The sequence below is a fragment of the Streptomyces sp. NRRL F-5755 genome (assembly GCF_001279365.1).
Lineage (GTDB): Bacteria > Actinomycetota > Actinomycetes > Streptomycetales > Streptomycetaceae > Streptomyces > Streptomyces rimosus.
Map to the genome: position 1 here is coordinate 1 of NZ_LGCW01000264.1, position 18420 is coordinate 18420.

15 protein-coding genes are annotated in these 18420 nt (G+C 74.0%); 11 read left to right on the forward strand and 4 right to left on the reverse strand.

Going from position 1 to position 18420, the window contains the following annotated elements; all coding sequences use genetic code 11:
- The coding region (locus ADK86_RS22945; protein ID WP_159393917.1) for an amino acid adenylation domain-containing protein at window positions 1–6547 on the forward strand (6547 nt) is incomplete at its 5' end.
- On the forward strand, window positions 6544–6759 hold the full coding sequence (locus ADK86_RS22950) for an MbtH family protein (protein ID WP_030593830.1): 216 nt from the start codon (window positions 6544–6546) through the stop codon (window positions 6757–6759). The genes ADK86_RS22945 and ADK86_RS22950, both read left to right, overlap by 4 nt.
- A gap of 127 nt (window positions 6760–6886) precedes the next feature.
- Here ADK86_RS22950 and ADK86_RS22955 read toward each other — a convergent pair whose 3' ends face one another.
- A complete protein-coding gene (locus ADK86_RS22955) occupies window positions 6887–7078 on the reverse strand; it encodes a hypothetical protein (protein ID WP_125520498.1) in 192 nt (63 codons plus the stop codon).
- 192 nt (window positions 7079–7270) lie between these two features.
- Here ADK86_RS22955 and ADK86_RS22960 point away from each other — a divergent pair, with 192 nt between their 5' ends.
- Window positions 7271–7573, forward strand: coding sequence for a hypothetical protein (locus ADK86_RS22960; RefSeq protein WP_159393918.1), 303 nt, complete (start codon window positions 7271–7273; stop codon window positions 7571–7573).
- Between the two features lie 26 nt (window positions 7574–7599).
- Here the strand turns inward: ADK86_RS22960 and ADK86_RS22965 are convergent, their stop codons facing one another.
- The gene (locus ADK86_RS22965) at window positions 7600–7800 is read right to left on the reverse strand and encodes a hypothetical protein (RefSeq protein ID WP_003985593.1); all 201 of its coding nucleotides are present in this window, start codon (window positions 7798–7800) and stop codon (window positions 7600–7602) included.
- Window positions 7801–7995: 195 nt separating this feature from the next.
- On the opposite strand from ADK86_RS22965, the gene ADK86_RS22970 reads away from it, so the two are divergent.
- The 3 genes from ADK86_RS22970 (at window position 7996) to ADK86_RS22980 (ending at window position 10787) form a co-directional block, all read left to right on the forward strand.
- Complete coding sequence (locus tag ADK86_RS22970; RefSeq protein ID WP_053698283.1) at window positions 7996–9219, forward strand: serine hydrolase domain-containing protein; 1224 nt, start codon at window positions 7996–7998, stop codon at window positions 9217–9219.
- Window positions 9220–9334: 115 nt separating this feature from the next.
- On the forward strand, window positions 9335–10309 hold the full coding sequence (locus ADK86_RS22975) for a hypothetical protein (RefSeq protein ID WP_053698284.1): 975 nt from the start codon (window positions 9335–9337) through the stop codon (window positions 10307–10309).
- A gap of 64 nt (window positions 10310–10373) precedes the next feature.
- Complete coding sequence (locus ADK86_RS22980) at window positions 10374–10787, forward strand: YchJ family protein (RefSeq protein WP_053698285.1); 414 nt, start codon at window positions 10374–10376, stop codon at window positions 10785–10787.
- Between the two features lie 250 nt (window positions 10788–11037).
- On the opposite strand, the gene ADK86_RS22985 is transcribed toward ADK86_RS22980, so the two are convergent.
- On the reverse strand, window positions 11038–11412 hold the full coding sequence (locus ADK86_RS22985; RefSeq protein WP_053698286.1) for an RNA-binding S4 domain-containing protein: 375 nt from the start codon (window positions 11410–11412) through the stop codon (window positions 11038–11040).
- Window positions 11413–11467: 55 nt separating this feature from the next.
- Complete coding sequence (locus ADK86_RS22990) at window positions 11468–12550, reverse strand: Ku protein (RefSeq protein WP_053698287.1); 1083 nt, start codon at window positions 12548–12550, stop codon at window positions 11468–11470.
- A gap of 42 nt (window positions 12551–12592) precedes the next feature.
- Here ADK86_RS22990 and ligD point away from each other — a divergent pair, with 42 nt between their 5' ends.
- The 5 genes from ligD to ADK86_RS23015 all read left to right on the forward strand — a co-directional run bounded on the left by ligD (window position 12593) and on the right by ADK86_RS23015 (window position 18348).
- On the forward strand, window positions 12593–13480 hold the full coding sequence (gene ligD / locus ADK86_RS22995) for a non-homologous end-joining DNA ligase (RefSeq protein ID WP_053698288.1): 888 nt from the start codon (window positions 12593–12595) through the stop codon (window positions 13478–13480).
- Between the two features lie 286 nt (window positions 13481–13766).
- Complete coding sequence (gene snpA, locus ADK86_RS23000) at window positions 13767–14432, forward strand: snapalysin (protein WP_053698289.1); 666 nt, start codon at window positions 13767–13769, stop codon at window positions 14430–14432.
- Between the two features lie 275 nt (window positions 14433–14707).
- Window positions 14708–15133, forward strand: coding sequence for a YjdF family protein (locus ADK86_RS23005; protein WP_053698290.1), 426 nt, complete (start codon window positions 14708–14710; stop codon window positions 15131–15133).
- A gap of 376 nt (window positions 15134–15509) precedes the next feature.
- Window positions 15510–16766, forward strand: a complete 1257-nt coding sequence (locus ADK86_RS23010) for a lycopene cyclase family protein (RefSeq protein ID WP_053698291.1) — start codon at window positions 15510–15512, stop codon at window positions 16764–16766.
- On the forward strand, window positions 16747–18348 hold the full coding sequence (locus ADK86_RS23015) for an FAD-dependent oxidoreductase (RefSeq protein ID WP_078952198.1): 1602 nt from the start codon (window positions 16747–16749) through the stop codon (window positions 18346–18348). The genes ADK86_RS23010 and ADK86_RS23015 overlap by 20 nt, the downstream gene beginning before the upstream one ends.
- Window positions 18349–18420 lie beyond the last annotated feature (72 nt).

An 18420-nucleotide genomic window follows, 5' to 3' on the forward strand; every position in this document is an offset into this window, starting at 1 on the left:
CCGTCCGCGTCCTGCCGCTCCGGATCACCGGGGCGCGACGGTGCCGTTCCGCTGGGATGCGGAGTTGCACGGTCGGGTGGTGGCGCTGGCCCGGGAGTGCGGGGCGAGTGTGTTCATGGTGGTGCAGGCCGCCTTGGCGGCGCTGCTGACCCGGCTCGGGGCGGGCACGGATATCCCGCTGGGCACCCCCGTAGCAGGCCGCTCGGACGCGGCTCTCGACGATGTGGTGGGCTTCTTCGTCAACACGCTGGTGCTGCGGACCGATACCTCCGGTGATCCGTCGTTCCGTGAGCTGCTGCGGCGGGTCCGGGAGACCGACCTGCGGGCGTACGCGCACCAGGATCTCCCCTTCGAGCGGCTGGTCGAGGCCCTGAACCCGGACCGTTCCCCCGGCCGCAACCCGCTCTTCCATGTCGCTCTGGCCGTGGACACGCCCTCTGGAGGCGCCCTGTCCCTGCCCGGCGTCGCGGTCGAGCAGGAGGAGGCGCATACCGGCACCGCGAAGTTCGACCTGTCCTTCCGGCTCACCGAGCGCCGGGCGCCGGGCGGGGCGCCCGCCGGGGTGGACGGGTCGCTCGAGTTCGCCACCGCGCTGTTCGACCGTAGTACCGCCGAGGGGCTGGCCGTACGGCTGCGGCGGCTCCTGGAAGCGGCCGTGGCGCGGCCCGAAAGTCCCATCGGGCAGGCGGACATCCTCTCTCCGGGGGAGCGCCGCCTGCTGCTCCACCGGTGGAGCGGTCCGGCACGCGGGCTGCCGACCGGGCTGCTTCCCGCGCTGTTCGAGGCGTGGGCCGCACGGGGGCCCGAGGCGCCCGCCCTGGTGGAGGGAGCGTGGTCGGCGACGTACGCGGAGGCCAACGCCGACGCCAACCGTCTCGCCCACCTGCTGATCAGCCGTGGCGCGGGGCCCGAGCGCGTCATCGCCCTCTGCCTGCCCCGGTCCGCCGCGGCCGTCCTGGCCGCCCTCGCCGTGGCCAAGACCGGCGCCGCCCACCTCCCCGTCGACCCCGCGCTGCCGCGGGAGCGCATCGCGTACCTGCTGCGCGACACCGCGCCCGTCCTCGTCGTGACGAGCGCCGGCGCCGCCCGCGAACTGCCGCCCGACGGGCCGCCGTGTGTGGTGCTGGACGCCGAGCACACGCCTGGCCTGCTCGCCGGGCAGCCGGACCACAACCCCACCGACGCCGACCGGCTCGCCCCCCTCAGGCCGTCGCACCCGGCGTACGTCATCCACACCTCCGGCTCCACCGGCGCACCCAAGGGCGTCGCGGTGACCCACACCGGCATCCACGCCCTCGCCGTCGCTCAGGTGGCCCGCTTCGGGCTGCGGCCGGGCAGCCGGGTACTCCGGTTCGCCTCGCCCAGCTTCGACGCCTCCGTGATGGAGACGCTGATGGCGTTCGCGTCGGGCGCCACGCTGGTCGTGCCGCCGGCCGGGCCGCCGGCCGGGGACGCGCTCGTGGACTTCCTGGCCCGCGAGCGCGTCAGCCACTGCCTGATCCCGCCGACGGTGCTGTCCGGCGTGCCGACGATGGCACTGCCGGACCTGGAGACGCTGGTCATCGGCGGTGAGGCGGGCACCGCCGAGCTGGTGGCCCGCTGGTCGCCGGGGCGTCGCATGATCAACGCGTACGGTCCGACCGAGGCGACCGTCTGCGTCACGCTCAGCGAGCCGCTGCACGGCACCGGCACCCCGCCGATCGGCGCGCCCGTCACCCACAGCCGGGTGTACGTGCTGGACGCGGGGCTGCGGCCGGTGCCGCCGGGCGTGACGGGGGAGTTGTACGCGGCGGGCGCCGGACTGGCGCGGGGATATGTGGGGCGTCCGGGGCCGACGGCGGAGCGGTTCGTGGCGTGTCCGTACGGGGTGCCGGGGGAGCGGATGTACCGCACCGGTGATCTGGTGCGGTGGCGGGCCGACGGGCAGCTGGAGTTCGTCGGGCGGGCCGATGACCAGGTGAAGGTGCGGGGGTTCCGTATCGAGCCGGGGGAGATCGAGGCCGCGCTGACCGCCCACCCCGCCGTGGCCCGCGCCGCGGCCGCCGTCCGTACGGACGCGTCGGGCACCGCGCGGCTCGTCGGCTACGTGGTCGCCGCACCGGAAGCCGCCGCCCCTGAGCCGGGCGCCGTACGGGAGTTCCTGCGCGCTCGGCTGCCCGAGCACATGGTCCCGGCAGCTGTCGTGGTGCTGGACACGCTGCCCACCACGGTCGGCGGCAAGCTCGACCGGCGTGCCCTGCCCGACCCCGGATTCGCCGCCCCGGCGGCCGGACGCGCGCCCCGCACACCCGAGGAAGAGGTGCTGTGCGGTCTGTTCGCCGAGGTGCTGCGGCTGCCCTCGGTCGGGGTGGACGACAGTTTCTTCGACCTCGGCGGCGACTCCCTGCTGGCCACCAGGCTGGCCGCACGTATCCGTACGGTACTGGGCGCCGAACTCGACCTGCGGGCCCTCTTCGCCGCACCGACCGTCGCCGGTACGGCCGGACGGCTGCGCGCCGCCCGGCGGCCCCGGCCCGCGCTCCGCCCCGTTCCCCGGCCGGACACGGTGCCGCTGTCCCACGCCCAGCGCCGCCTGTGGTTCCTGCACCGCCTGGAGGGGCCGAGCGCCACCTACAACGTTCCCCTGGCCATGCGGCTGACCGGCGCCCTGGACGCTCCGGCGCTGTGCGCCGCGCTGGTGGACGTGATCGACCGGCACGAGGTGCTGCGTACGGTCCTGCCCGAGACCGACGGCGTACCCCGGCAGATGGTGCTCGGCCGGGACGCCGCGCACGCCGCCGTCGCCCTCACCGACCTGACCGGCGCCGGACAGGACGAGGTCAGCGCACGCGTCCGCACGGCCGCCCGCCGGGCCGTCGATCTGACCCGCGAACTCCCGCTCCGCGCCGAACTCCTCGTGCTCGGCCCGGAGGAACACCTGCTGCTCTTCGTCGTGCATCACATCGCCGCCGACGGCTGGTCCCTCGGCCCCTTGTGGCGCGACCTGGCCCACGCCTACACCGAACGCCGCGCGGGCCGCACCCCCGACCTGCCGCCCCCGCCCGTCCAGTACGCCGACTACGCCCTCTGGCAGCACGAACTCCTCGGCGACCCGGACGATCCGGACAGCCTCCTCGCCGAACAGCTCAGGTACTGGACCGCGCACCTGCGCGACCTGCCCGACCAGCTGACGCTGCCCACCGACCGGCCGCGCCCGGCACGGCCCGGCGGACGTGGCGAAAACCTGGCCTTCTCCTGGGACGCGGCCGCGCACCGGCGGCTCGCCGCGCTCGCCCGGGACTGTGGCGCGAGCGTGTTCATGGTCGTACAGGCCGCGCTGGCGGCCCTGTTCACCCGGCTGGGCGCCGGTACGGACATCCCCCTCGGCACCCCCGCCGCGGGACGGACCGACGAAGCGCTGGACGAGGTGGTCGGCTTCTTCGTCAACACCCTCGTCCTGCGCACCGACACCTCCGGCGACCCCACCTTCCGCGAACTCATCGAGCGCGTACGGGACGTCGACCTCGCCGCCTACGCCCACCAGGACGTCCCCTTCGAACGCCTCGTGGAAGCCCTCAACCCGCCCCGCACGGCCGCCCGCCACCCGCTCGTCCAAACGCTGCTGACCTGGCAGCCCGCCGCCGGCCGGGGCCTGGAACTGCCCGGCCTGGACATCACCCCGATGCCCGCCGGCACCGGCACGGCCCGGCTCGACATGGAGATCAACGCCACCGAGCACCGCGCGCCCGACGGGACCCCCGCCGGGATCGAGGCCGCGGTCGAGTTCAGCAGCGACCTCTTCGACCGCCCCACCATCGAGACGTTCACGGCGCGGCTGCGCCGTATCACCGACGCCGCGACGGCCGACCCCGGGCAGCGCATCAGCCAGGCCGACATCCTCTCCCGCCAGGAACGCCGCACCCTGCGCGAACGGAACGACACCGCGCACGGCGTCCCCGACACCGTCCTCCCGCGCCTCTTCGAGGACCGGGCGGCCGCCGATCCCGGCGCCCCCGCCCTGTACTACGCCGACCTGACCCTCACCTACGCGGAACTCAACGCCGCCGCCAACCGCCTCGCCCGCCTGCTCGCCGCACACGGAGCCGGGCCCGAGAGCGTCGTCGCGCTGGCCCTGCCCCGTACGCCCGCCATGGTCACCGCCGTACTCGCCGTCCTCAAGGCAGGAGCCGCCCACCTCTTCCTCGACCCGGACTACCCCGCCGGGCGCCTGGCCTTCATGCTCGGCGACACCCGGCCCGTCCTGCTGGTCACCGACCGGGCCACCGCGCCGGCCCTGCCCGCCACGGACACCCCGCGCCTCGTCCTGGACGAGCACGCCACGCACGAGGCGCTGCGCACCCTGCCGGACACCGACCTCACCGACGCCGACCGGCGCGCCCCGCTGAGGCCGCTGCACCCCGCGTACGTCCTCTACACCTCCGGCTCCACCGGCACCCCCAAGGGCGTCGTCGGCCTGCACCGCGGGTGCGTCAACCGGCTGCTGTGGTGCTCCCGTACGTATCCCTGGCACGCCGGACAGCCGGTGCTCGCCAAGACCACCCTGAGCTTCATCGACGGCACCACCGAACTGCTCGGCGCCCTGCTGCACGGCGCGCCGGTCGTCCTCGCCGACTCCCTCACCGCCCGCAGCCCGGCGGACCTGGCCGCCCTCGTCGCCCGGCACCGCGCCACCCGCATCACCGTCGTGCCCAGCCTGCTGGCCGCCCTCCTCGACGGCGACACCGGCCTGCTGGCGACCTGCACCTTGTGGGTGACCAGCGGCGAAGCCCTCCCGCCCGCCCTCTCCCAGCGGTTCGCCGACGCCCTCCCGCACGCCCGCCTGGTCAACTTCTACGGCGCCTCGGAAGCCAGCGGCGACAGCCTGCACGCCGTCGCCGACGGACCCGACGTGGCCGCCGGAACGCCCATCTGGAACACCCACGTCCACGTCCTGGACGCCGCACTGCGCCCGGTGCCGCCCGGCGTACCCGGCGAGATCCACCTCACCGGCACCGGCCTGGCCCGCGGCTATCTGCACCGCCCCGCCCGCACCGCCGAACGCTTCGTGGCCGACCCGTACGGCGCGCCCGGCGAGCGCATGTACCGCACCGGCGACCTGGGACGGCAGCGCCCCGACGGCGTCGTGGAATACCTCGGCCGGGTGGACGACCAGGTGAAGATCCACGGCGTACGGATCGAACTGGGCGAGGTGCAGGCCGCGCTGCTCGCCCACCCCGGCGTGGACCGCGCCGCCGTGGCCGTCCGCGAGGACACCCCCGGCCGCAAGCAGCTCGTCGCGTACGCCGTCCCCGCACCCGGCACCGAACCGGAGCCCGCACAGCTGCGCCGGTTCCTGCGCGAGCGGCTGCCCCGGTTCATGGTCCCCGCCGCCGCGGTCCTCCTGGACGCGCTGCCCCTGACCGCCAACGGCAAGCTGGACCGGCGCGCGCTGCCCGCCCCCGACATCACCGCCCCGGAAGGCGGCCGGCCACCGGGCACCCCGCCCGAAGAACTGATGGGCGCGCTCTTCGCCGAAATCCTCGGCCTGCCCGCGGTGGGCGCCGACGACGGCTTCTTCGACCTCGGCGGCGACTCGCTGCTGGCGGCCCGCCTCATCAGCCGCGTCCGTACGGTCTTCGGCGCCGACCCCGGAATCCGCGCCCTGTTCGAGACGCAGACGCCCGCCGGACTCCTGCGCACCCTGCACGAGGCGTCCACCACGACGGCGGACGCCCTGGACGTCCTGCTGCCGCTGCGAGCGCGCGGCAGCCGCCCGCCACTGTTCTGCGTCCACCCCGCCTCCGGCATCAGCTGGCCGTACGCCGGACTGCTGCGCCACCTCCACGACCGCCCCGTCATCGGACTCCAGGCCCGCGGCCTGACCGAACCCGGCGCCCGCCCCGCCACCATCGACGCCATGGCCGCCGACTACCTCGACCGCATCCGCACCGTCCAGCCGACCGGCCCCTACCACCTGCTCGGCTGGTCCTTCGGCGGCGCCGTCGCCCACGCGATGGCCACCCGCCTCCAGCAACAAGGCGAAAAAGTGGCGCTCCTGGCCCTCCTGGACGCAGCACCCCTCCAGGTCGAGCCCGACCGCGTCCTGCCCCGCCACACCGCCCGCGACGTGGCCTACCTGTTCGCCGACGCGGTCAGCCCCGGCGCCGCCCACCGCGGCCTCGACCCCGCACGGGCCGCCGACATCCTCCGCGGCCAGGGCAGCGCGCTGGCCGCCCTGCTGGAGGAACCCCTCGTCACGGCCGTGGCACAGACCCTGACCGACAACACCCGCCTGCGCTGGTACACCTTCCGGCCCGCCGTCTACGAGGGCGACCTCCTGCTGTTCAAGGCGGAACCCGAACGCGGCGAAGCGCACTGGCCGGCGGAGGCGTGGCAGCCGTACGTCTCCGGCACCGTCCACACCCACGACGTGCGCTGCGAACACGGCCACATGATGCAGCCGCACGCCCTGGAACGCATCGGTCCCGTCCTCGCCGCCGCACTCGCCGGCACGGCACCACCCCCGTACGGACCCGTCCCGCCGACACACCTCAGGAGCCGCACATGACCAACCCGTTCGAAGACCCGGACGCCGCCTACCTCGTCCTCGTCAATGACGAGAACCAGTACTCCCTGTGGCCCGCTGCCGCCGAACTGCCCGGCGGCTGGACCGTCGTCCACGGCGAGGACACACGCCAGGGCTGCCTGGACCACGTCTCGCAACGCTGGACGGACATGCGGCCGAAATCCCTGGTGGAGGCCATGGAGGGGGACACCTGACGGAAAATCGCCGGGGACAGGGGCCGGGCCCGCCGCTTCGCGTGAAGACGGCGGGCCCGGCTGCTTGCGGGGAGACGGCGAAGCCGGCGGTTTCCGCGGTGCAGGACCGGCCGTCTCCCTCACGTGCTCAGCCGCTCCTGCCGGGCGGCGTCTCCTGATCCTCCGCGGGATCGAGCCCCAGGGCATCGATCAGCATCGCCAGGTCCTCCGCGCTCTCCGCACGCCCGGCGAGCACCAGCCGCGCCCGCCGTCGCTCCCGGTCATGTGTACGCCGTGCCGCCTCCGGGGCCGGCCCCGTGGTGTGGGTCTCCTCGCTCATGCCGGCCATGATCGGTGATCGGGGCCCCGCGGCGCGGAGCGGAGGGGTCACTTTGGCCAAGTCTCTTCTGCGGCCCATCTGCGTCGCTCACCTTTCCTTCCGCGGTCCCGGCCCGCATTCCCCCGGCCACTGTGAGACACGACTCGGCGCCACGGCTGGCCCCGGCCCGCCCCCGGTTGTTAGGGAGGGGACATGAGTACCCAGCACGAGAACAGGACGGGCACTGCCACCGATATGCCGCCCACCCTCACCGTGACGGCGGTGAGCACGATCGAGCCGACCTCCCCGGAGGACCGGGGCTCCGGCTCGTGGATGGTCATCGAGACCGCCGAGCGGGGCCAGTTCCTCCTGAATCTGCCCGGCCCGCTCCACCAGGCGGTCAAGCAGGCCACCTACCTCCCGTCGCACCTCGCGGGCGACGGCCGGCTGCCGCTGAGCGAGGCGGACAGTGCCGCCTACCGCGAGCACATCGCCGCCCTGGCGCACCACGGCTGAGCCCCTGCGGCGGCCCACCGCCGGGGCTACGGCAGATACCGTTCGATGGCCGCCGCCCCCTTCTCCTCAATGAGCCGGCGAGCCTCCTCGACCCGTTCCGGCGTCGGTTCCAGTCCCCTGGCCATGACCAGGTCCTCCGGATCGAACGGGCGCTCACCGCCCGTGTAGAGCTCCCGCAGCCGCGCGGCGCGGGCCTCGTCGGAATCCGGAGTGCTGTCCTTGTCCATGGCGCCTCCCGAAAGATCGCTCGGGTCCGGAGGGACCACCGGGCCGGCAGTGCCTCCGCTGCTTCCATCATGGGGCCGGTCCCGCACCACCGCACGGCGGCCGCACCTCCGGCGCTTCAACCCCGGCCCGCCCTCCGGCGTCCTCCCCGCCACAGGGATGCGCTCGGCTCCCTCAAGACGCCGGAGACACCGCCCATGAAGCAGCGGACCTTACGCACCGCCTTGCTCGCCCTCACCACCGTCGCCGCACTGGCCACCACGGCCCTGACACCCGTGTACGCGGCGACGCCCGCCCCGCGGGCGCCCGGCCACGGCCACGAAGCCACCCGGGCCGCCCTCCGCCAACTGGTGGAAGCGGGCCGCATACCCGGCGTCGCCGCCGAAGTCCGCGACGGGAAGGAGAGATGGTTCGGCTCCGCGGGGGCCGCGGACGTCGATACGGGGCGCAAGCGCTCGGTCCACGACCGTTTCCGGGCGGCGAGCATCACCAAGCCGTTCATCGCCACCGTCCTGCTCCAACTGGAGGCCGAAGGGCAGCTGAGCCTGGACGACACGGTCGACACGTGGCTGCCCGGCCTGGTGCGCGGCAACGGCAACGACGGCCGCGCGATCACCGTGCGCCGGCTGCTCAACCACACCAGCGGCCTGCCCAGCCACACCGGCGACCGGGAATTCCAGACCAACTCCTCCGGCAGCGGTTTCCCGCAGCACCGCTACGACAACCACACGCCCGAAGAGCTGGTCGCCATCGCGCTGAAGTATCCGCCGGTCGCCGCGCCGGGGGAGAAGGCCAGCTACTCGAACACCAACTACGTTCTCGCCGGAATGGTCATCGAGGCGGTGACCGGGCATCCGTACGCCGACGAGGTCAAACACCGCATCATCGAGCCGCTGCGCCTGCGCGGCACCTCGTTCCCCGGCAGTGACGCGAGCATGCCGGACCCGCACCCCGTCGCCTACTCCCGGCTGCACGACCCGGCCCCCGACGCGCCGATTCACGACGCCACCGAGCAGAACATGACCTGGCTGGGCGCGTCCGGTGACATGATCTCCACCCTCGGGGACCTCAACACCTTCCAACATGCCCTGATGCGCGGCCAGTTGCTGCCCCGTGCGCAGATGAGGGAACTGCTCGACGCGGTGCCGACGGGCGACGGGTTCGCGTTCGGCCTCGGCGTGGAGACCATCACCCTGTCCTGCGGGGTGCCGGTGGTGGGCAAGACGGGCCGCACCAACGGCTCGATGTCCGCCACGGTCTCCACACGGGACGGCGGCCACCGGCTCACGTTCAACATGAACGGCGACTGGCTGGCGGACGGCGCCCTCTATGTCAACGTGATCGAGGCGGAGTTCTGCGGCAAAATCCCGGCACCGGCCGACCGGCGGCACGGGGCCCTGCCGGCCGCGCTCGCCGAGTAGCCGGGCGGTCTTCTCACCCGGCTCCCGGTGTGCTTCCCTGGTCTGCCCGTGCCGGTGTGAAGTGCACCTGACATGAGCCACCGGCCGTACACGCGACGCGACCGGGGGCGGCCCGATGACCCAGCGCTGGCTGGTACCGCTGCTCACCGTGGTGGCCCTGGCCCTGGTCGGGGCCTTCGGCTGGGGCATGGTCTTCGCCTCCGACCCCACGGACGCGCCGATCGCACCCGAGGGCGCCCCGCCCCCCGCCGCGACCGCACCGGCACCCGGCGGCGGTACGCCCGTACCGCCGCCGGACCCCACCACCCCCGGCCGCAAGCCGCCCGGCCCGGCCGTCCCCGCGCTGTACCTCGGCGACTCCCTGGCCGTGGAGAGCCAGGACGCCCTGGCCGAACGGCTCGCCGCGACCGGGCGCGCCACGCTGCACGCCGCCCCGCACTCCGGCACGACGCTGTGCGACTACCTCACGTCCTGGCGCGGCAAGTCGCTCGTCCCCGCCCGGGACAAGGCGGCGACGCTCGTACGGACGGTGCGGCCGCGCGTCGTGATCCTCCAGTTCTGGGGGAACGCCTGGGGCTACACGCCGTGCATGGCCGGCGCCACGTACGGCACGGCGGGCTACTACGAGCGGTACGCGGCCGACGCGCGGGCGCTGACCGGGGAGATCGCCGCGGCGGCACGGGACGCCGGCCTCGCCCGGCCGAAGATCGTCTGGGCCTCCCAGGGGCCCGACGCCTTCCACCCGGACCGCATCCGCCGCATCAACGCCCTGTACGCCGACCGCGCCGCCGCGGCCGGTGACCTCTACGCGGACGCGGGCCGTACGCTCGGCCCCGCCGGCGACCGCTACCGCTGGACCCGCCAACTGCCCTGCGACGCCTACGAACGCGCCCACCCCGCGTACTGCACCCACCCGGCCCCCGGCGGCGGCACCACCGACCTGCACCGCTCCGACGACGCCCTGCACTTCTGCCTGGCGCCGACGACCACCACGCCCCGCCCGTGCCCCGTGCGGTCGCCGGGCATCGACCGCTTCGCCCGCGCCGTGACGGCCACGGTCGACGGCTGGCTGCGCGGCGCCACCGGCTGACCGCCGCCCACCGGCCCCGGCCCCCGCCGCCCGGCCGGGCATCCGAAGCGGTCACAATCGAGAGGTGTCCAAGAACCACGCACGCCGGCGACCGGCGATCGACCCCGCCTCCCCCTGCCCCTGCGGCCTGGAAGCGTCCTACGCGGAGTGCTGCGCCCGCTTCCACCGGGGCGAGGCCGCAGCGCCGACGGCCGAGCGGCTGATGCGCTCGCGCTACAGCGCCTTCGCGGCCGGTGACGCCCCGTACCTGCTGCGCACCTGGCACCCCGCGACGCGCCCGGCAGGCGTGGAGTTCGAGCCGGGGCAGCGGTGGACGCGCCTGGAGATCCTCGGCACGACGGGCGGGAGCGCGTTCCACAGCGAGGGCACCGTGGAATTCCGCGCCCACTACACGCTGCGCGGCGAGCCCGGCGCACAGGAGGAGAACAGCCGCTTCGTACGCGACGAGGGCGCCTGGGTGTACCTGAGCGAGCTGTGAGCGGAGCGGGCGTTCCCGTACGGCCGGCTTTTCGCCCATATGGGAACGTCCGGCCCTCAGCGGCCCCGCAGCTGCTCCATTTCGCGCCGGTCGCGTTTGGTGGGTCGGCCGGTGCCCCGGTCGCGCTGGGGGACGGCGGTGATCTCCTCGCGAGGCGGCGGTGGGGGGGGGGCTGTTGTCGACGAAAGAGAGCTGTGAGGCGGGCGTTCCCGTACGGCCACCCTTTCGCCCGTATGGGAACGCCCGGCTCTCAGCGGCCCCGCAACTGCTCCATTTCGCGCCGGTCGCGTTTGGTGGGTCGGCCGGTGCCCCGGTCGCGCTGGGGGACGGCGATGATCTCCTCGCGAGGCGGCGGCGGGGGGCTGTTGTCGACGAAGCACTCCGCGGCGACCGCGGCGCCGACCCGCTTGCTTACGAGACGCGAGACCACGACGATGCGCTCGCGCCCGGCGTGCCGCAGGCGCACCTCGTCGCCCGGCCGCACCCCGTGGGCGGCCTTCACCCGTTCGCCATTGACCCGAACATGCCCACCGCGACAGGCCGTCGCGGCCATCGAACGCGTCTTGGTCAGCCGGACGGACCAGATCCAGCTGTCGACGCGCACCGTTCCCTCGTCTGAAGCCATGCACCGACTCTAAGCCTGCCGGGCCCCGCTCCGGGCCCGCCCGCGCCCCGCACCCTCAGGCCGACGCCTTCCTGCTGCTCTTCTTCGCGGTGCTCTTCTTGGCGGCGGACTTCGAGGCCGAGGATTTCGCCGCGGCCTTCTTACCGCCGGTCGCGCTCTTCTTCCCGCCGGAGGCGGCCGACCTGCCGGAGGCGGACTTCTTGGCCGCGGACCCGGACGTCTTGCGGGCCGCCGTCTTCTTGGCGCCGCTGCCGGACGCGGTCTTCGCCGCGGCCTTCTTCGTCGTCTTGCGGCTCCCGATCGGCGTGACCGAGGCCCGGTCCGCCTCGTCCGCGTCCTCCCCGGCGCCGCCGCCCTCCCCGCGCGACTCCCGCGCCGCCCGCACACTGTTCTCCAGCGCGGCCATGAGGTCGATGACCTTGCCGCCGCGCGGGGCGGCCCGGGGCGCGACCGGCTCGCCGCCCTCCAGCTTGGCGGTGACCAGCTCCTCGACGGCCTCCCGGTAGTCGTCGTGCAGCTCCGACTCGTCCAGCTCGCCGAGCGAGTCCATCAGGGTCTCGGCGAGGGCCAGCTCGTTCTCCCGGATCTCCACCTTCTCGCTGGGCGCGACGGCATGTGCCGAGCGGATCTGGTCCGGCCACAGCAGCGTGTGCATGGCGATCGCCCCGTCGTGCGCCCGCAGCATGGCCAGCGTCTCCCGCCCGTGCATGGCCACCTTGCCGATCGCGACCTTCTCCTGGTGCTCCAGGGCGTCCCGCAGCAGCGCGTACGGCTTGGTGGCGGCGACACCGTTGGGCCCCAGGAAGTAGGACTTGTCCAGCTGGAGCGGATCGATCTCGTCCGCGCCGACGAAGGCCAGGATGGTCAGCGTCTTGGTCGTCGGCAGCGGCAGCTTGGCCAGGTCCTCGTCGGTGATCGGCACGATCGTGTCGTCCGCGGCCTGGTACCCCTTGCCGACCTCCTCGGTGGGGACCTCCTCCCCGTCCAGCTCGCAGACCTTGCGGTAGTGGATCCGGCCGCCGTCCTTCGCGTGGATGCGGACGAACGAGACCGAAGCCGTGCGCTCGGTCGCGCTGTAGGTCTTCACGGGGATGCTGACCAGCCCGAAGGAGATCGACCCGTTCCACACCGATCGCATGTCTCATCCCCTCGCATGGGATTCGTATGGGATTGTCATGGTATGTCGCCAATCACCGTCGTGGAGGGGCGGCGGCTGTCGCTCACCAACCTGGACAAGGTCCTGTATCCGCGGACCGGCACCACCAAGGGCGAGCTGCTGCACTACTACGCCACCACCGCCGGCGCGCTGCTCGCCCATATCCACGACCGGCCCGTCTCCTTCCTGCGGTATCCCGACGGTCCCGACGGCGAGACGTTCTTCACGAAGAACGTGCCGCCCGGGACGCCCGCATGGGTGAAGACCTGCGACGTACCCGGCAGCACGGCCAAGAACCGGCGGCAGGTGCTGGTACGCGACGTACCGACCCTGATGTGGGCCGCGAATCTGGTCGTGGAGCTGCACACGCCGCAGTGGCCCGCCGATACGCCGCGCGTCGCCGACCGCCTCGTGTTCGACCTCGACCCCGGCGAGCCGGCCACGATCGTGGAGTGCTGCGGGGTGGCCCGGTGGCTGCGCGAGCGCCTGCTGGCCGACGGCCTGAACGTGTACGCCAAGACCAGCGGCTCCAAGGGCCTGCACATCCTCGTGCCGATCGAACCGACGCCCTCGGAGGATGTCACCGCGTACGCGAAGGGCATCGCCGTCGAGGCCGAGCGGACCCTGCCCGGCCATGTCGTGCACCGGATGACCAAGGCGCTGCGGCCGGGGAAGGTCTTCATCGACTTCTCGCAGAACTCGGCGTCGAAGACCACCGCCGCGCCCTACACGGTGCGCGCCCGCGCGCTGCCCACCGTCTCCGCGCCCGTGACCTGGGACGAGGTCGAAGCCTGTACGGACCCCGGGCAGCTCACGTTCCTGTTCGACGAGGTCGCGGCGCGCCGCGAACGCGACGGCGATCTCCTCGCGCCGCTGCTCAACCTCAACCGCGCCCGGCCGCTGCCCCGCTGACGCCCTTTCGTGCGGGCGGCCGCGCCCGCATCGATCGTAGACCGCCTACGTCATTCGACGGAGAGCGTGATGGCGCGGGCAGGTGCCACGTTCCCATGCCGCAGATGTGAACGGCGCCTTCCGCACCCACACCACCCTGTCGTGGCACGGCCGTTGTGACCTTCCGAACGGTCGGGCGGGCGGGGCGATGTCGCAGTGCTATCGCCAATAGCTGTCATCCATGGGGACCTTGATTCCTTCACAATCCCGGTACCAAATCCCTCCCACGGATGAAGAGGTTTCCCCCATGAGACCCATGCGTACGGTTCTCACCTCCGTGCTCGGCCTCGGCCTGGCCGCCTCCCTCGGTACCGTCCCCGCCACCGCCGCATCCGCTCCCGCCGCCCCCTCCGGCGCGAGCGTCTCCACCGCGGCCTCCGTAGCCAAGTACGCCGGCTCGGCCGAAGAGGCCAAGGCCAACAAGGCGTTCTTCCAGGCCGTCATGAAGTCGGCCGCCGCCAAGCGCGCCGCCAACCCCGGCGTCCTGGCCGTCACCGTCACGTACAACGCCTCCAGCGCGCCCACCTTCCGCAGCCAGATAGCGCGCAGCACGCAGATCTGGAACAGCTCCGTGCGCAACGTGAAGCTCCAGGAAGGCTCCCGGGCCGACTTCACGTACCGCGAGGGCAACGACGCCCGCGGCTCCTACGCGAGCACCGACGGCCACGGGCGGGGCTACATATTCCTCGACTACCGGCAGAACCAGCAGTACAACTCCACCCGCGTGGTGGCCCACGAGACGGGCCACGTGCTCGGTCTGCCCGACCACTACTCGGGCCCCTGCAGCGAGCTGATGTCGGGCGGCGGCCCCGGCCCGTCCTGCCAGAACACCAACCCGAACGCGCAGGAGCGCGCCCGGGTGGACGCCCTGTGGCGCAACGGCTTCGCGGCCCGGCCGGTCCCGGCCTCCTGAACGCCTTCCCCCTGATCACCTGATCCCCTGACGGCCGCCGCGCGGCGGGCAGTTTCTGCCGCGCGGCGGCCGTACGGCTGTGACCATCCGAAAACCGGTTGTCCGCTGAGGCGGCCGCCCGCACAATCGGTGGCCGGATCATGTACAGGACGAACGAAAACACGGCCCGGTCGGTAGTCCGGGCGCCCCTACCCCTTCGCAGGGTGGGGGTCAGTAACCTCCCTCCCAGGGTGTCCGGTTCGTCCTCTCACGCACCACCATGGGAGGACAACACCATGCCGAGCACGTTCACCGTGTTCTTCGAGGACCCCTACTGGGTCGGCGTTCTGGAGATCGCCGGGCCGGACGGCGTACGCGCCGCCCGCCACGTCTTCGGCGCCGAGCCGACCGGCCCCGAGCTGCTGGCCTTCGCGCTCCGCGGGGCGGACGCCCTGATCGCGCGGGCGCTCGCCGCGCCCGCCGTGGACGCGGCGGCCGTCGCGCGCCCGTACCGTCCGAACCCGAAGCGGCTGGCCCGCGCCGCCGCCCGGGAGCAGGCGGCCCGCCCGGTGAGCACCGCCGCGCAGGAAGCCCTCGCCCGGAGTTTCGCGCAGGCGAAGACCGAGAACCGGGCCGCGGCCAAGCGGCGGCGGGCGGCGGAGGACGAGCGGCGCAGGGCGCGGGCGCGCGAGAAGGCGAAGGCCCGGCACCGGGGGCGCTGAGGCGCGTGCGTCGGGGCTGGTCGGAGGGTGCGCGATATGCGTCACATCCGTCCGGTTTGGCGGAAAGGCGTCCTGTGGTTTATCGTTCAATTGATCACGGGGTTGCTGGACCCTCGCCGACCAGGCGACCGGAGTCCCGCCCGTGCCCCGACTGCCCCGGCCAGCTCCCCCCGTCTGGCCGGGGCTTTCTCCGTTCCGCGGCCCGCGCGCGGGCCGGACTTCCGATCGGGCGGCTTCGCCCGGCGACCGGCGTGGTAGTGGCCGGGACGGCGTTTCCCCCGGTAGAAACCGTGCGGACGGGCACCCGAGGACCTGGTGTGCCCGTCGGCGCGGTGCGGGCACGACGTGATGCCCGGCGGGACGGGAGGGAGTCGGCGTGTACGACACGGAGGTGGCCGTCGTGGGCGGCGGCGCCGCGGGCCTGTCCCTCGCCCACCGGCTCTGCGCCCCGCCGCCCGGGGCCCGCAGCCCCCGGGTGACCGTCGTGGACGCGCCGCCCGGACCGCTCCGTCCCCCCGAGCGCACCTGGTGCTACTGGGAGGCGCCCGGCGGCGAGTACGACGGCGTCCTGGCAGCTTCCTGGGACCGGCTGCGCGTGCACGGCACCGACGGCGCCCAGGTCACCGGGCGCCCCGGGCCGCTGCGGTACAAGATGATGCGCTCCGGCGCGTTCGAGCAGCTGGTGGGAGCCCGGCTCGCCGCTGCACCGGCCGCGGACCGGCTGACGGCCGTGGTCGAGGACGTACACGCGCTGCCGGACGGCGCCGAGGTCCGCGGCGTGACACCGGAGGGCGGCACCCTGCGGCTGCGCGCCCGCTGGGTCTTCGACTCCCGGCCGCTGCCCGCCCTGCCGCCCGCCCGCACCATCCTCCTCCAGCACTTCCACGGCTGGTTCATCCGCACCGAACGCCCCGAGTTCGACCCCACGACCGCCGACCTGATGGACTTCCGCACCCCGCAGCCGGACCACGGCCTGTCGTTCGGCTACGTCCTTCCGCTCGGCCCGTACGAAGCGCTGGCCGAGTACACCGAGTTCTCCGCCGCCCCGCTCGACGAGGCCGCCTACCACCGCGCGCTGCGCCACTACCTGACGGAGGTCCGCGCGCTGGGCCCGTACCGCATCACCGCCTCCGAGCAGGGCGTCATCCCGATGACCGACGCACGCTTCCCGCGCGCTGCCGGGCCCCGCGTCTTCCGTATCGGCGCCGCCGGCGGCGCCACCCGGCCGTCCACCGGCTACACCTTCGCCGCCGTCCAGCGCCAGACCCGGGCCATCGCCACCGCCTTCCACCAAGGCCGCACCCCGGCCCCGCCGCCCCCGCACTCCGCCAGGTCGCGGCTGATGGACGCGGTCCTGCTACGGGCCCTGGACAGCGGGCGCATCGACGGCGCCGACTTCTTCACCGGGCTGTTCCGCGGTGTACCGATGGAACGGCTGCTGCGCTTCCTGGACGGCGGCACCCGCCTGCGCGAGGACCTGTCCATCGGCCTGCATACTCCCGTACGGCCCATGCTGCGCACCGTGGCGGAACTGCCCAGGCTGCGCCGCCGCCCGCCCGTACGTCACACCCCCGCACGCAGCGCCCCGCCCCCGACAGGAAGAAGACCGCCCGATGACGACCCTGCCGCCTGACGCCGCACCGACCGCCGCCGGGCGCTCCCGCCGCTCCGCCCGCCCCGCCGCGCCGCGCCGGGGCCGGGACCGGCGGGCCCGCGTCGTGCCGCCCCCGCCGGGCCGGGCCAGGATCAGCGGCGAGGCACCGCACACGGCGGTGATCGGCGGCGGCATCGCCGGGCTCGCCGCGGCCACCGCGCTGGCCGAGCGGGGCGTACGGGTCACGCTGTACGAGCGGGAGGCGGGCCTCGGCGGGCGGCTGTCCGGCCGTCAGGTGCAGCTCGCCGACGGCTTCCGCGCAACGATGACGCGCGGCTTCCATGCCTTCTTCCGCCAGTACTACAACCTGCGGGGTCTGCTGCGCCGGGCCGACCCGGCGCTGGGCATGCTCACCGGGCTGCCCGACTACCCGCTGCGCCACAGCAGCGGCCTGCGCGACAGCTTCGCGCATGTGCCGCGTACCCCGCCGTGGAGCGCGCTCGGCTTCGCCCTGCTCAGCCCGACCTTCACCCTGCGCGAGATGGCCCGGATGAACCCGCGCGCCGCGCTGCCGCTGCTCGACGTCCGTACACCCGGCGTCTACGAGCGCCTGGACGGCGTCAGCGCGCGCGACTTCCTGGACCGCATCCGCTTCCCCGAAGCAGCGCACCACCTGGCGTTCGAGGTGTTCTCCCGCAGCTTCTTCGCCGATCCTGGGGAACTGTCCGCCGCCGAAATGGCGTTGATGTTCCACATCTATTTCCTCGGCTCCAGCGAAGGGCTGCTGTTCGACGTGCCCGACGAACCGTTCCCGCAGGCCCTGTGGGAGCCGCTGGGCCGCTACCTGACCGGCCACGGCGTCGCGGTGCACACCGGCTGCGCGGTGGAGACCGTCGAGCCCCGCCCGGACGGCGGCGTGACCGTACTGGGCTCCCACGGCGCGGCGCGCCACGACGCGGTGGTCCTCGCCCTCGACACCGCCGGACTGCGCGGCCTGGCCGCCGCCTCGCCCCGGCTGGGCGACCCGGACTGGCGCGAGCGGGTGCGGCGGCTGCGGACCGCGCCGCCGTTCCTCGTCTCCCGGCTCTGGCTCGACCGGCCGGTCGCCCCGGACCGGCCGGGCTTCCTCGGCACCAGCGGCTTCGGCGCGCTGGACAACGTCAGCGTGCTGGAGCGCTGGGAGGGAGAGGCGGCCCGCTGGGCGTCCCGCACCGGCGGCTCGGTGGTCGAACTGCACGCGTACGCGCTGCGTACGGACACCGACCGGCGGGCCCAGCAGGACCGGCTGCTGGACCAGCTGTCGCGCGTCTACCCCGAGACCCGTGGGGCGAAGGTGGTCGACGCGCAGCACGAATGGCGCGCCGACTGCCCGCTGTTCCCGGTGGGCGGCTACCAGGACCGCCCCACCGTCCGCACGCCCGACCCGGCGGTGATGGTGGCCGGCGATCTCGTACGTACGGACCTTCCGGTGGCCCTGATGGAACGCGCGGCCACCACGGGCTTCCTCGCCGCGAACGCGCTGCTGGCGCGGTGGGGCGTACGCGGCCAGACGCTGTGGACGGTGCCGGACCGGGGCCGGTCGGCGGTGCTGCGGGGGATGGCGCGGGTGGCGGGGGCCTGAGAGCCGGGCGCACCCGTTGCCGGGCAGGGGAGGGGCCCCGCCGCACCGCGACGGGGCCCCGGGGCCGAGCGG

What these genes read in the sequence shown, in the direction of transcription:
- ADK86_RS22950 (WP_030593830.1), top strand. Translation starts at nt 6,544, where the DNA reads ATGACCAACCCGTTCGAAGACCCGGACGCCGCCTACCTCGTCCTCGTC.
- ADK86_RS22955 (WP_125520498.1), bottom strand. Translation starts at nt 7,078, where the DNA reads ATGAGCGAGGAGACCCACACCACGGGGCCGGCCCCGGAGGCGGCACGG.
- ADK86_RS22960 (WP_159393918.1), top strand. Translation starts at nt 7,271, where the DNA reads ATGAGTACCCAGCACGAGAACAGGACGGGCACTGCCACCGATATGCCG.
- ADK86_RS22965 (WP_003985593.1), bottom strand. Translation starts at nt 7,800, where the DNA reads ATGGACAAGGACAGCACTCCGGATTCCGACGAGGCCCGCGCCGCGCGG.
- ADK86_RS22970 (WP_053698283.1), top strand. Translation starts at nt 7,996, where the DNA reads ATGAAGCAGCGGACCTTACGCACCGCCTTGCTCGCCCTCACCACCGTC.
- ADK86_RS22975 (WP_053698284.1), top strand. Translation starts at nt 9,335, where the DNA reads ATGACCCAGCGCTGGCTGGTACCGCTGCTCACCGTGGTGGCCCTGGCC.
- ADK86_RS22985 (WP_053698286.1), bottom strand. Translation starts at nt 11,412, where the DNA reads ATGGCTTCAGACGAGGGAACGGTGCGCGTCGACAGCTGGATCTGGTCC.
- ADK86_RS22990 (WP_053698287.1), bottom strand. Translation starts at nt 12,550, where the DNA reads ATGCGATCGGTGTGGAACGGGTCGATCTCCTTCGGGCTGGTCAGCATC.
- ligD (WP_053698288.1), top strand. Translation starts at nt 12,593, where the DNA reads ATGTCGCCAATCACCGTCGTGGAGGGGCGGCGGCTGTCGCTCACCAAC.
- snpA (WP_053698289.1), top strand. Translation starts at nt 13,767, where the DNA reads ATGAGACCCATGCGTACGGTTCTCACCTCCGTGCTCGGCCTCGGCCTG.
- ADK86_RS23005 (WP_053698290.1), top strand. Translation starts at nt 14,708, where the DNA reads ATGCCGAGCACGTTCACCGTGTTCTTCGAGGACCCCTACTGGGTCGGC.
- ADK86_RS23015 (WP_078952198.1), top strand. Translation starts at nt 16,747, where the DNA reads ATGACGACCCTGCCGCCTGACGCCGCACCGACCGCCGCCGGGCGCTCC.